Origin of the sequence: Microcoleus sp. D2_18a_B4 (genome assembly GCF_036702475.1) — a bacterium.
Classification (GTDB): Bacteria; Cyanobacteriota; Cyanobacteriia; order Cyanobacteriales; family Microcoleaceae; genus Microcoleus.
In genome coordinates this window covers 130,193-143,753 of the sequence record NZ_JAUBTL010000003.1, presented here as the reverse complement: position 1 = coordinate 143,753, position 13,561 = coordinate 130,193, and the positions used below count along the sequence as shown (strand labels likewise).

Sequence of the window (13,561 nt, the reverse complement as noted above, 5' to 3'; positions counted from 1 at the left end):
TGACTAATAGCCACTAACTACTAACCTGCAATCAAGAGTACGTGACTCTAAAAGATGGGCTTAAAGAGTGGCTGTTGTAAATAGGTGCTTCAAATCTTCAACGAAACTGGTGAAAAATTTGCTCTCATCAACCTGCAACGCCACCCAGGCATTTGCTCCTGTTTTCGGTGCAGGACGACTATCAATCGATGTCTGTCCCAGTGTAAACTCTCCCTTTGTTTCAACTCGAACTTTTGCCCTTTTCAACATCAAAGTTTCTGGATAAAATAGGTATCCCAAGGTTGCTGCATCATGGACAAGAAGACCGGGAATTCCTGCTGTTTCTCGATAACCCAAGGCTGTGCCAATCATGAACTCACAAAGAGGTATTAAGAATTGAGAAAGTTTACTCTCTGGATTCGCCTGAGTGACTGCGTGAGTCATATCTCGTGTGAAAATTAAGTGTCGGGTCACGTCTAGCGGCATCACGACAATATCATCTCGGCTGTCAAATACTGTCTGAGCAGCTTCCACATTAAACCAAATATTGAATTCGGCATGGGGAGTCACATTACCGGAACAGAAAAAAGCGCCTCCCATGATGACAATTTCCTTCGCTTTTTTCAGGATGCCGGGACTTTTCATTTCCGCCGCAGCGAGGTTTGTCAGGGGACCGATCGCTACAATGGTAATCTCCCCTGGATTTGCGTTTAGCTCGTCGATGATAATTTCGTCGGAGTAGCGAGCATCCTCAAAATTATGGGTGGGTGGGGGTAAAGTATGAGACAGATTGCCCATCCCATCCGCCCCATGAATATGTCCGGCATCTTCCACAACTTGTTTGATGGGGACACCGCGACCCACTTTAATGTCTGGGAACCCTGCTAAATTTAAAATCTGGCTAGCACTAGAAAACGTGCGTTTAGCAGCGACATTGCCATCTGCGGAAGTAACGGCGACAAGTTCAGCAAGTCCTTGTTTGACTAAGGCCAGAAGCCAAAGGAAAGCATAAATATCGTCTCCGCCCGGATCGGTGTCGAGAATAATTTTGGGATGAGTGAGTTGAGTTGTCATAGGAAAGATTGCTCCAGGAAGGGATGAGGGTATAAAAGTCCGATCGGGATTAGTATCAAGGTTGCGATCGCTCTTCAAGTCAGCAGCAGCACCTCTATAAACCGATTCCAAGTCAACGCCTGTCCTCCTGTTTGCTCTTGCAAAAATGTGATTTCATCCTTAGACAGAGGTGGCTCTCTCAAACTGGCCAGTGCCGTATTCATCTCCTGCATACTGATGGAATCATCTGCATCGACATCAATGGGTAAGAAATAGGTGACAAATTCTGTGTATCTCGACATCAACCGTTGATGGCGCAACATCAATTCGCCAAATTCCTCAAAGTCGATCGCACCACTGCCATCTCTATCCATGCAGTTGAACAGATAGGTAAGTTCACCCTCAGAGAGGACTTTTCCTGCCTGATGCAAGTGAGTTGCAAGCTCCTGGGTTGAGAGAAACCCACTGCGATCGCAATCGATTGCATCAAAGATGTAGCGTAAATCGCCTTTAATCGCAGGATTTGCCTGCTCAAACAAGATATTGCGTTGCTGCCCCTGAAGCGCGGCTCTGAGTTGTTGCCGGAAGCTAGCAATAGTTTCCTTGGCTACGAGGAACCGCTGTCGGTGTTCCTCTGGACTCGCCACTGTATGCAGCACCACGGGTACGAGGGAAGGTAGCGATCGCTGCAAGATTAGAAAACACCCAATCGTTACAATTGCAAACGGCACCGACAGAACGGGTAGCTTCAGCAGCGAGAACAGGGGTGCCAAGAGAATACTGACGATCGATGCCAAGAAAGCACAGATCAGACCAATCGAAATGCTGAGACGGTTTGGCGTCTAAAACACTCCCCCAATTGCTGTGGCGGTGAGAGCTGCATTGTAGCCCCACAAACCTGTATACAGTTGATCGGGCTTGGCTCCCAGCAGCAAACCAGCTAGCAGGTACATGGCGCAACCGAGCAATCCCACCACTGCCCCAATCGGGGTACAGATGGCAACGCCTAGGAGGACTAGCCCAACTGAAACAAGCTTGTCTGAGAAAAAGACCTGCGCCAGACCGATCGGCAGCGATTGTACCAAGCGAAATCCGTCAATTGCACCCGCTGGAAAAGGGGGTGGCGGCGGCCCCAGATCGAAGAAGGGTTGGGGCACAAATGCCAGCAGGAGTAGAAATGGCAGCATCACCCCATTAAATGGGATGCCCAGTGGAGCAACTCTGAAGCGGGTGGCAAACCACGTCCCTACCGTCTCCATCACCACGGCTGTGAGAGCAGACAGGATAATGACGGCGATCGCCCAGACAGGATTCCAGGCTCCATTGCCAAACGCCCCAAAGAACGCCATCGCCGCACCAACGAGCATTCCATTCAACCCGAAGATACCATTCTGGATGGCGCCTGGATTGGCTTTGAGGACGATCGCCATTAGCGTTGCGCTGGCAGTCCCGACTAAGCTCATGCCCCCCAGCCAGGGAGACTGAATGAACATAGCAGCGAGGATTAGCAATCCACTCAAAGGGTTGTTGACGAAAATGACCTGACTAATTCCCCGCAAAGTGGCGTTGATGAAATCCAGCAGGGGTTGATTGGCGAGGCGCTGATTGAGGGCTTGCATTGTACCCAGCCCCGCTAGAAGTCCCTTCGGCTTCTGGAAGGAGGGTTCCGGTGCCAAAATCCGCGAAATCAGTTCGTGTAAGGGTAATGGCTCGTCGGTTGTGGTGGCCATAGAATGAGCGTTGCTTATTGGTTTGTCGGTTTTGAGCAAATATTAAGGGGGTTTTCCGCCATGCAGCGGTTTAAGGCGTAATCTTTGGATTTGCCCAATTCCACTCAAATTACAGATAACGCAATAGAAACGATAGCATAGGACAGGGCAGCGATCGCAGACATACCGTATCTTTCTGTCATTTAATCAAAGCCTGTTACCAGTTCATTGAGCAAGGCAGCAACTTTTTGAGCGGACATTGTATGTCTCAGAAATTAAAGAGTAATCTCTCACCATTAGTAGCGACGCATTTCAGTAAGCCAAAGCTTTTCTACTCAAGTAGTCGTCACCCTTTTAGTAGAAAAGCAGACATGAAGGTCAAAAACAAGCTGGGATAAATTTATTTGTTTGTGGCCTCATCTTCCAGAGACTTATACTTTGATCCATCAGGCATAACAGCACCTTCGAGCAAAGCACCACTCAGGTCAGAAATGCTAACTTTAGCACCTTTGAGATTTGCACCAGTTAGGTAGGCACTCTTCAGGTTGGCACCACTCAAACTAGCATCTCTCAAATCTGCACCACTCAGGTTCGCATTACTCAAATCTGCACAAATTAAATTAGCATTGCTAAGATTCGCACTACTAAGATTAGCCTGAGTCAAGCGAGCAAAACTCAGTTTTGCATGACTTAAATTTGAACCACTAAGTTTAACCTGACTGATATTAGCATTATCTAAATTGGCATAAGTCAAATTAGCATTACTCAAGTCGCTTTCCATCAAATTGGCTTTACTGAGATTGGCATGAGGAAGATTAATATCTACTAACTCCGCACCAATAGCATCCAAACCTCTAAGAGAAACACCATCCTCATTCAAATCTTGGAGTGCCAGAATTCTGGCATAGCTAACTTTTACGCCGTGTGCTGCATCAACTATACTCCAAGCTTGGTAATGAAATTGCTTTCTGCGATCGGGTGCTTCCTTAATGAATAAAATTAAAGCAACGACAAGACTGAGAGCATCAACACTCTCCAGAATCTCTCCAATCAGGGAATTATCATCCGCCCCCACATAAATTATGATGAACAGAACGGCTGAAATACTAGCAACTAACCAGGCGGGTTGTGCCCAAAAATTATCAATGAATTTTTCTAAAATTCCTTTGAGAACTTCACCCAATCGCTGAACGAATGATTGACCCTGAAATTGCCGATAACTATCAGTTATTTTCGAGAGCATTTTGTGGATAATTTCACCATCCAACTGAATTGATACTAAAGGCTTTTTCTGTTCCTCGGTTGGCGGCGCGATCGACTTAGATTCGTTCAGTAATTGTGTCTTTGATTCTTTTGGCTGATGGTGGGTGACATCTTTTTCATCTGGGACAACATTTGGTGTAGAAACAACAACTGCGCCTTTTAGCATCAAACCACTAATTGTTCTGTAGGCATCTGTCCACGCCCGCTTGACTTCGGGAGTCCAATCTTCTTGGAGATACTGCTCAAAAGACATCAGCAGTGCGTCTCCCACTGGACCATAATATTTGGGAATTACTCCATAGCCGATGTGTCTGCCTCCCAAGGCCTTGAGAACTGGCCCTAAAGCTTCTGGAGAGCGGAGATTTTCTACTACCAATACCAAAGCATTTAGGAGCTTTTTCTGTTGCTTTTCTATCTCAATATTGGCAAACAGCGGTTTATATTCTGGGTGAGCGATGAAGAGGTTTTCGTAGAAGCTAGCGGCAAATTCATCAGCACGAGGTTTGATTTTATCGAAACTGCTTTCCAGTACATCTACGGCTAACTCTGGCTCTTTTTCGGGAACTGATTCTAGTTGGTGATTAGCTGCTACAGTCACCTTTTTTTCGGGGATTATCTCTGTTTCTAAGTGAACTTCTTCAGGTATAGTTTCTACACCTGCGCCTTTTAACATCAAAGCAGTAATCGCTCCGTAGGCATCGATCCATGCTTGTTTGACTTCAATAGTCCAATCTTCCTGAAGATACTCCTCAAAGGTCATTAGTAGTGCTTCTCCAACTGCCGGGTAAGAATTGGCGATCGCTCCATAACCCACGTGTCTCCCTCCCAGTGCGTTTAGAACCGGCCCTAAAGCCTCTGGGGAACGAAGATTTTCTACTACCAAAACCAGAGCATTTATCAGCTTTTTCTGTTGCTTTTCCATCTCAGTATTGGCAAACAGTGGTTTCACTTCTGGATAAAGTTTAAACAGGTTGTCGTAGAAAGTAGTGGCAAATTCATCAGCACGAGGTTTGATTTTCTCAAAACTTTGCTCTAAAATTTCAACATTTAAAGACATATTTTTGTTTCTCTCTTGAAAGTTGACCATCCCTTGTCTAAAGACAGGGTTTTTTAACTAAGTAGGTAGGCGCTGTAAAACGCAATTATGTAAGCGATTGTAAAGTATCCTTAGCCCTAAGCGTGGCTAAGTCTGTGCTGTTTACATACTGTTACATGGCTCTGCTTAATGCAGCCTACCTACTTATGCGGCTCTGATGAGTGCTTTTGATAGAGTGCTTGCAACCTGAGAGTTTCTTTGCTGACGCCAGGGCCAGACATTACAAACTTAAATTTTCCAACTCTTGGCACAGGGTAGCCATAAACTCCTCTGCATCGTTGATGCCCATTTCTCCTAAAGCTTTCCACTCTTCACTGGTGTAATCTAAATCTAGTCCCATCACGTCTTGAGTCCAATAGGGCAAATTAGATGGGTTTTCCATTAGATCACAGGTTATTTTTAAGATTTCTGTTCCGGTCGTCTTTTTTCTAGCCTTTGTCGCTAAGCAAAAGGAGAGCAATTTCGCTAAATTACTTTGTGGTGGAATAGATATTAGAAAAGCCATATTTTGGGCTAGTACAAACTTGTCTAACTTCATTGGATATTTTCCTCGTTTTTCGATATTCAAGTAAGGTTTATTTGGAGATGACGGAGAGCAAGTCCAGGAATTACGCAAAAGTTCAAATAAACCGGGTTTTTCGACTGGAAAAAATAGCCATAAAGCCGATTTTACGTCAAAGAACCCCGGTTGATCTGTAAGTCCTAAACTTATGACTATAGCTGAAAAGCATCAATTGCCAGAAGTTTTGCTAGAAATTTTCTTTCCTATAGCCAAACCCGTATTTATGGCAGAGATTCCTCAATTGTAGCGAGAGTCCAGGAGGGCCGCAGAAATATACGTCAACTTTATTGGGCGCGTGTTGCTGCGCTACATCGCGGAAAATCTCTTCCCAGTCTGGACGACCAGTTTGTGTACGGCTCTTTAAACCTGTAATCAAATCAACCTGCGTTTGGGAATGCATCAAATCCATTGCCACAAATAGGGTGCTGGATTTCATATCTGACTTTTGTTGGGCACCTGTCAAATACAAATTAATGTCAAATAAGTTGTTAGTGTCTTGGGCTTCGATTCTGGATAAGAGTTCAACAAACCATTCAAACGCTTTTTGCTCTCGGTTGAGCCAGTAAAAATGTACCTTTTGCAAACGCATTCCTGAAGAACCGTGTTGGCTTCGGTACAGCATACTTTTGAGAATAGAGGCAAATGGAGTTACGCCAATACCCGCACCGATTAGAATAGCGTACTTAGATTCAAAGATATGGGTACTTGGTGTCCCATAGGGCCCATCTAAATGGACAAGAACTCCAGGCTCGTATTTTGAGTTACCTGACCGTATCCATTGCTCGTGCTGTTCTCGGAAAAGTTGATATAATTTTCCAGTCCAACTGCCCGCAGAGCGTATGTGTACAGATAAGACATCCTGCATTTCGGGGGCGCTACTAATTGTGAATGGATGCCATTCATATTTGGAGAGACTGGGACATTTAACAAACACATAGTCCCCTGGTTGATAGTGGAAAGATTTCGGACGTGCAATTTCCAAACCTAGAACTTTGGAGGGGAGTAAAGAGGCATTAACTACATAGGCAGGCTCTTTTGTATTCTGCCGGCGAATAACCAGTTCGATCGCGAATCCCACAACAGGTAACAACACCCACTGCCAAAAAACTGGCCCGTGAACTAACGCCAGGGCAAACCACACGACGTACAACATATGAGCTGTATAGAAAAGCGCAAATTTTCCGCCTTTGCGGATTGGAGCTTGCGCTGTCACCCACATAACTGCGAAAACTAGCAGTAATAAAAATCCTGACAAGCCAGCCTTCGTTGCAAAAAGACTTTGTGCAAAGGGAACCGGCAATGTGGTGTAATTGAGAAAATGCGCGATCGTATGGACGATCGCAAAGGCAAACATGAATTGACCCACGAGCTTGTGAAACTCGATGCCCTCATCTATCGGCAGATAGTTGTTGATCCTCGTTTTGCGAAGCCAAGTCATAAAATGCCGCAGCATGGGAATTAGGATCAATGCCCCGTTGAAGTTGAGCGCTGCGCCACATCCCCGCGCAATTTGAACGTACACATTTGCGCCTAGACTTGCATATCGATCGACAGCCCCAAAGAAAAGAACCAGATTGGCAATAAGATAGAGGGACAAAAAAGCGATCTTGACCCAGTTGTTTTGAATATAATGCTTGATGTACGCCTTTGGCGACCTTTTCTCTTTGGGCGCAACTGCTATGGCGTCGTCGTCTGGCTGGCGAGGTTTTAACCAGCTAACGGGGCTAACTGCCATCGCCTCAAGCAGATCGGGATGCTTTCCGATTAAACCTTTGAACTCTTCAAAAGAAATTTCGCCACTTTTATCGGTATCAGCTTCTAAAAACAAAATGTCAACCAGACCGGTAACTTGTTCCGGCGGAAAGGTTAAATTATTTTCCTTCAAGCTAGCAGCAATCAAGTGAGAAACTTCGTCTTTTTCGATGGAGCCATCCCCGTTAATGTCGTGCAATTGATAAGCAAATTTCAGTTTTTGCTCTTCAGTTGCAAAGACAAGTTCCTCTACTGTTTTCAGAAATTCCTCTATGTCGATAACGCCACTTTTATCGTTATCAAACATCGCAAACATTCGCTCGGCAAAATATTCATCTTTCAGCCCCATAGCTTTCTTAAACTCCGAGCGATCGATTTGTTGGTCTTTTCCACCAATCTTGGTAAAGACTTGTCGCAATTCCTCTAAAATTTTTCTCGGAGTATCCATCGTGAGATTAACCTCGGTTTTTTTTGTTTTCCAATTTTTCGCCAGTTAGGGAGCCAGCTAAAACTATCATTCTTGCATTACTGTATACAGCAGTCGGACAAATAAGCATGACATCATTTTTCAAATTTGAATATAATGTCATGCTTATTGATCCAAAGTTTAGATTTGAGCAACGTTCAGGTTAGCAACTAACCCATACGTTGATATGTACTCTTCTAACTCCGCTAAATCAACACTGCCATTTTTATCGGAGTCAAGAGTATTAAAAAGATAATCAGTGATGTAGCTTCTGACTTCTTCAGAGCTACGTTCGCCTGTTGTCATATCTTCGATTAGCCCTAACAACTCCATAATCTCAGTTCGTTCTAGTGCCTTACTTCCATCCGTATCCAATTGCATGAACAGCTTTTTGATATCTGCTGTTGCCACTCTCGAAGAACGCAGTGTTTCTCTCAATATGTCATTGCCAAATGAATTCATGAACAATATCTGTTCGATGAGTGGTATGCAGAAAAAGCCTAGGGCTGCCCAAAAAATTGCATATTTTACGGCTTCTGGATTTGCAGTTGCACTAACTCCGATGAAAAGAGCCGCCCAAAGGAAAAAGTTGGGATTCACAAGCAGGATGTAAGCATCGCGAGCTTCTGCCTTGCTAAGCTTGCCCTTTGTAAATGCTGAGGTTAATACAGCCAAAACGCGCATTGAGACAAAGACCAAAGTTGCCAATGCTAGTTGTTGCAGACAAGCGAGCGAGCGATTCGGATCGGTTGAAGAAAATAGATCCGAAATGAAGGTTGATGGAGTAAACTGAAAGCCTGTTGCCAAGGCCATGAATGCGACAGCAAGCACTCCGATGAATTTCCAGTTTTTACTGTGGTGGTTTGATTCAACAGGGGATTTGTCGCGCCAAAACTGGGCGATCGCACCCGGTATTGCCAGACCTAAAATTAGAATGACGCCGAAAAAGATCAGGCTGTCAACGTTAATGGGTAAATTGGCAACCTTCAATGTAGCCAAAAGCGCCAGTGGAGCAACGATTGATAGCGTTCTTGACAAAAGAGCCGACGGATAAAGATTGCCGCCCCAAAGCACTGATAAAACTGGGGAAGTAAGGGCTGGGGGAACCATCCAAAACAGCACCCACAAAACTTTGTACAGATCCGCTTCAGTCTGATACAAAAATCCCGAAAATATTAAAAATAGCCCAACTGCCCATCGCACTGCCATCCACCCGTAAACTAGATACTTCACAGTAGAGGTTACTTTGCGTTTACTCGCTGCAAAGTCAATGTCTAAGTAGGTATAAAACGTTGAGGCGGCAAGACACGCAACGATTATTGCTCGAAATAGGACTGACGGAATCCCTGCTTCTGAGGTGCTGATTGCCCTTGCCAAGCTTCCCAGCAAGAAGGCGGTGGCATAGATCAAAATCGCCCACATAATTGAAAGATCGTTGATCTCTTTCCGCAGGGAAGCAGCACCGCCGGATTCCTTATCGCGAAACTTGACGAGATCCACACCGCTGAGAGCTTTACCATTGGGGAGTTTTAGGTGTTTATAAGCTGTCGGCGGTAGACCGCTTAAATAAAGTGCTAGAGGCTCCAATACATATTGGTGGCACACTACTAGAACTGTTTCGCCGCGTTCCAAGTGCGGTACAATTTTGTCTTCGTAGAAACGGGCAGCGCGAGAGTAAACTTGGGCAATCTTTTCGCCAGCCGGAGGTGCTTCGTTATGAGAGTGCAACATTTCCTCGAAGCCTTCGTAGCCCAGTGCTAGACGCAGCAAATTTAGGTTGCGACCCGCAAAAATGCCAAAGGATTTTTCGCTAATTCGGTGGTCGATTTGAACGGGGGTATCGGGCGACTTTAGTGCTTGACTTTCAGCAAGGGCGATTTCACAGGTTTGCCTAGCGCGTCTCATGTGGGAGACATATACTGCGTCAAACTTTGTACCTTTTTTCTTCAGGTCAACACCTGCACGGCGTGCCTGCAATCGGCCAAAGGATGTGAGGTCAACATCCAGAACTCCTGCAAAAATGTTGCGTTCGTTACTGGTACTTTCACCGTGCCGAATAAAGTAGACACGTCCTAGCTGTTCTGCATTGAATTCTTTGTGTGAAGCCACAGAAGTTGTTGTGGCTGCATCCTGGAATTTACCTGTAACTTCGATCGATCGATCGATCGATCGATCGATCGATCGATCGATCCATTGTCGGTACTTTCTACCTGGTCATCTAAGTTTCTAGTGTTCATTATTTACTTTCACTACGCCTTAAACAGGATTTAGATTCTTTTCCAAAATTGAAGTTTCAGACTTTTAAGTTCAGACGAGTTAACGACCAAAGAACTCTGCTACGAAAGCAATGTCTTTGACCGTGCAGAGTATAGTCTGAGCCAAACTCCTCGGAGTGTATCTAGCAACACTTACTAATTGATCGGGAGCGATCGCACAACTGACAACAGGAAGAATACCCAAATCTTCAACGAATCGGGGGCAAAATTTTAGATGAAGAAAGCCCAGCTCGCTGTCGCCATCCCAAACCAACATATTCGGGAGATGGCCTGCCGCTTAATGGTGAGTTTAGGGGATCGATCGCCCATCTAACTAATAAGTTTTGTGCAAAACCCGGCCTTTACTTCGAGAATTATCACTTTTGCGCCTACATGACAGCCAAAAAGATTGTGCTAGAATCCATCAATACGCAGTCGTAGGTTGGGCACGGGCCGAGAAGAGCAATCTTCTTGCAGTCTAGGGGAGGTTGTAGGTCAGCCACCATTTGGGTCTTCCCAGTTGAAAGCCATCCTGCAACATGAGCCTGGAATCTGCAACCGCAGCCGAGTGCGGCAGATAGGTTGGGAGTGTCGCGCTAGAATAAGCAGTACGAGTTAACACTCGAACACAAACGCTCGTTGTGCGAGCGTGACCTCGAAACGGGCACATAGCAGCAGGTGATGGGAATAAATCATGTTTGAACGCTTCACAGAAAAAGCAATAAAAGTAATCATGTTGGCCCAGGAAGAAGCTCGCCGCCTGGGTCACAACTTCGTAGGGACAGAACAGATCCTCCTGGGTCTGATCGGAGAAGGAACCGGGGTTGCAGCAAAAGTCCTCAAATCAATGGGCGTCAACCTAAAAGACGCGCGCATTGAAGTGGAAAAAATCATCGGGCGCGGTTCCGGCTTCGTAGCAGTCGAAATTCCGTTCACTCCCCGCGCCAAGCGGGTTCTAGAACTATCCCTAGAAGAAGCTCGCCAACTCGGACACAACTATATAGGTACTGAACACCTGCTGCTGGGCCTGATCCGCGAAGGTGAAGGAGTAGCGGCCAGAGTCTTAGAAAACCTGGGAGTAGACTTGTCGAAAGTCCGCACCCAAGTGATTCGGATGCTGGGAGAAACCGCAGAAGTCGCAGCCACTGGCGGCGGTGCCCGCACCAAAACCCCAACCCTGGATGAATTCGGCGCCAACCTGACTCAAATGGCGGTCGATGGCAAACTAGACCCAGTAGTCGGACGCCAAAAAGAAATCGAACGGGTAATTCAAATCCTCGGTCGCCGCACCAAAAATAACCCGGTGCTCATCGGCGAACCCGGAGTCGGTAAAACCGCGATCGCCGAAGGCCTGGCCCAGCGCATCGCTAACAACGACATCCCAGACATCCTCGAAGAAAAGCGCGTCGTTACCCTCGACATCGGCTTGCTGGTTGCGGGGACGAAATACCGGGGCGAATTTGAAGAACGCCTCAAAAAAATCATGGACGAAATCCGCACAGCGGGTAACGTGATTTTGGTGATTGACGAAGTACACACTTTGATCGGTGCAGGTGCGGCTGAAGGCGCGATCGACGCAGCGAACATTCTCAAGCCGGCTTTGGCAAGAGGCGAGCTCCAGTGTATCGGCGCTACCACCCTCGACGAGTACCGCAAGCACATCGAGCGCGATGCAGCCCTAGAACGGCGCTTCCAGCCCGTCATGGTCGGCGAACCCACGGTTGACGAGACGATCGAGATTCTCTTCGGTCTGCGGGAACGCTACGAACAGCACCACAAGCTGAAAATCTTGGACACGGCCTTGGAAGCCGCAGCCAAACTCTCTCACCGATACATCTCCGATCGCTTCCTCCCAGACAAAGCAATTGACTTGGTAGACGAAGCAGGTTCTAGAGTTCGCCTGATCAACTCCCAACTGCCCCCCGCAGCCAAAGAACTTGACAAAGAACTCCGCCAAGTCCTCAAAGATAAAGACGAAGCGGTGCGTTCTCAAGACTTTGACAAAGCCGGCGAATTGCGCGATCGGGAAATGACCATCAAAGCCGAAATTCGCGCTATTTCCCAAGCCAAAAAAACCGACTCGGCCCGCACCGGCGAAACCGACCCATCGCCAGTTGTCACCGAAGAAGATATCGCTCAAATCGTGGCAAGCTGGACGGGCGTACCGGTAAACAAACTGACCGAATCCGAATCCGAAAAGCTGCTGCACATGGAAGATACCTTGCACCAGCGCTTGATCGGCCAGGAAGAAGCAGTGAAAGCCGTTTCCCGCGCCATCCGTCGCGCTCGCGTCGGCTTGAAAAATCCCAATCGCCCGATCGCCAGTTTCATCTTCTCCGGGCCTACCGGCGTCGGCAAAACCGAACTCACCAAAGCCCTAGCCGGCTACTTCTTCGGTTCCGAAGATGCGATGATTCGGTTGGATATGTCGGAGTACATGGAACGTCACACCGTCTCCAAACTCATCGGTTCTCCTCCGGGGTACGTCGGCTACAACGAAGGCGGCCAACTCACAGAAGCAGTCCGTCGCCGTCCTTACACCGTCGTGCTGTTCGACGAAATCGAAAAAGCCCACCCCGATGTCTTCAATATGCTGTTGCAAATATTGGAAGACGGCCGCTTAACAGATGCCAAAGGTCGCACCGTGGACTTCAAAAACACGCTGCTGATTATGACCTCCAACATCGGTTCTAAGGTGATTGAAAAAGGCGGCGGCGGCCTCGGTTTCGAGTTCAGCGACAACCAAGCCGATGCTAATTACAACCGCATTCGTTCTTTGGTTAACGAAGAACTCAAAAACTACTTCCGCCCCGAATTCCTCAACCGACTCGACGAAATTATCGTCTTCCGCCAGTTGAACAGGGAAGAAGTCAAGGAAATCGCCGTCATTATGCTCAAAGAAGTGTTCGGTCGTTTGACAGAACAGGGAATCACCCTGGAAGTGACCGAAAAATTCAAAGAACGGCTGGTCGAAGAAGGCTACAACCCCAGCTACGGAGCCAGACCCCTGCGCCGCGCCATTATGCGCTTGCTGGAAGACAGTTTGGCTGAGGAAATCCTTTCTGGCCGCATCAAAGACGGCGACACCGCTGTTGTTGATGTGGGTGAGGACGGAATTGTTAAGGTGCTGCAAGGTCAAAAGCGGGAATTGCTGCCCCAAGGCGTTGAGTAAGTTTGAGTAAGTGCGATCGCGAGTTAAGTTTTGAAATAACCAATCTCGTAATCGCAAACAACTCAAAATCCTCAAATAAAAAAGGTAGAGAATCTTAGTTCTCTGCCTTTTTTATGAGTTAATATCAACACAATGTACGCTTACTTTTCTAAGTATCTTCGTCTCAAAAAATAGGAGACCGATCGACTCGGTTTCTGTAGGACGGCGCCGCCGTGTTCGCCCTTCCGGGTTTCTGAATACCCCAACAAAGTTTT

At 46.8% G+C, this 13,561-nt stretch carries 9 protein-coding genes; 1 reads left to right on the top strand and 8 read right to left on the bottom strand.

Going from position 1 to position 13,561, the window contains the following annotated elements:
• Positions 1–60: 60 nt before the first annotated feature.
• The 8 genes from QUB04_RS03080 to QUB04_RS03045 form a co-directional block, all read right to left on the bottom strand.
• Positions 61–1,164, bottom strand: coding sequence for a nucleoside hydrolase (locus QUB04_RS03080; RefSeq protein ID WP_333280830.1), 1,104 nt, complete (start codon positions 1,162–1,164; stop codon positions 61–63).
• The gene (locus tag QUB04_RS03075) at positions 1,128–1,805 is read right to left on the bottom strand and encodes an EF-hand domain-containing protein (RefSeq protein WP_333280827.1); all 678 of its coding nucleotides are present in this window, start codon (positions 1,803–1,805) and stop codon (positions 1,128–1,130) included. The genes QUB04_RS03080 and QUB04_RS03075 overlap by 37 nt, the downstream gene beginning before the upstream one ends.
• Before the next feature lie 69 nt (positions 1,806–1,874).
• A complete protein-coding gene (locus QUB04_RS03070; protein ID WP_333280824.1) occupies positions 1,875–2,762 on the bottom strand; it encodes an urea transporter in 888 nt (295 codons plus the stop codon).
• A 379-nt stretch (positions 2,763–3,141) separates the two neighbouring features.
• Entirely contained in the window at positions 3,142–5,061 is a 1,920-nt protein-coding gene (locus QUB04_RS03065) for a pentapeptide repeat-containing protein (RefSeq protein ID WP_333280820.1), read from the bottom strand.
• A 259-nt stretch (positions 5,062–5,320) separates the two neighbouring features.
• Entirely contained in the window at positions 5,321–5,638 is a 318-nt protein-coding gene (locus tag QUB04_RS03060; protein WP_333280817.1) for a hypothetical protein, read from the bottom strand.
• A gap of 211 nt (positions 5,639–5,849) precedes the next feature.
• Entirely contained in the window at positions 5,850–7,862 is a 2,013-nt protein-coding gene (locus QUB04_RS03055) for an EF-hand domain-containing protein (RefSeq protein ID WP_333280814.1), read from the bottom strand.
• Between the two features lie 159 nt (positions 7,863–8,021).
• A complete protein-coding gene (locus tag QUB04_RS03050) occupies positions 8,022–9,989 on the bottom strand; it encodes a histidine phosphatase family protein (protein ID WP_333280811.1) in 1,968 nt (655 codons plus the stop codon).
• Positions 9,953–10,117, bottom strand: coding sequence for a hypothetical protein (locus tag QUB04_RS03045; RefSeq protein WP_333280808.1), 165 nt, complete (start codon positions 10,115–10,117; stop codon positions 9,953–9,955). Before QUB04_RS03045 ends, QUB04_RS03050 begins: the two co-directional genes overlap by 37 nt.
• A gap of 712 nt (positions 10,118–10,829) precedes the next feature.
• Between QUB04_RS03045 and QUB04_RS03040 the strand changes: the two genes are divergently transcribed.
• Positions 10,830–13,307 (top strand): ATP-dependent Clp protease ATP-binding subunit, encoded by a 2,478-nt coding sequence (locus tag QUB04_RS03040; protein WP_333280805.1) that lies wholly within the window; start codon positions 10,830–10,832, stop codon positions 13,305–13,307.
• Positions 13,308–13,561: the final 254 nt, after the last annotated feature.

Bases quoted from the DNA above. Each gene is read 5' to 3' on its own strand.
- QUB04_RS03070 (WP_333280824.1), bottom strand. From the start codon at position 2,762: ATGGCCACCACAACCGACGAGCCATTACCCTTACACGAACTGATTTCG.
- QUB04_RS03065 (WP_333280820.1), bottom strand. From the start codon at position 5,061: ATGTCTTTAAATGTTGAAATTTTAGAGCAAAGTTTTGAGAAAATCAAA.
- QUB04_RS03060 (WP_333280817.1), bottom strand. From the start codon at position 5,638: ATGAAGTTAGACAAGTTTGTACTAGCCCAAAATATGGCTTTTCTAATA.
- QUB04_RS03055 (WP_333280814.1), bottom strand. From the start codon at position 7,862: ATGGATACTCCGAGAAAAATTTTAGAGGAATTGCGACAAGTCTTTACC.
- QUB04_RS03045 (WP_333280808.1), bottom strand. From the start codon at position 10,117: ATGAACACTAGAAACTTAGATGACCAGGTAGAAAGTACCGACAATGGA.
- QUB04_RS03040 (WP_333280805.1), top strand. From the start codon at position 10,830: ATGTTTGAACGCTTCACAGAAAAAGCAATAAAAGTAATCATGTTGGCC.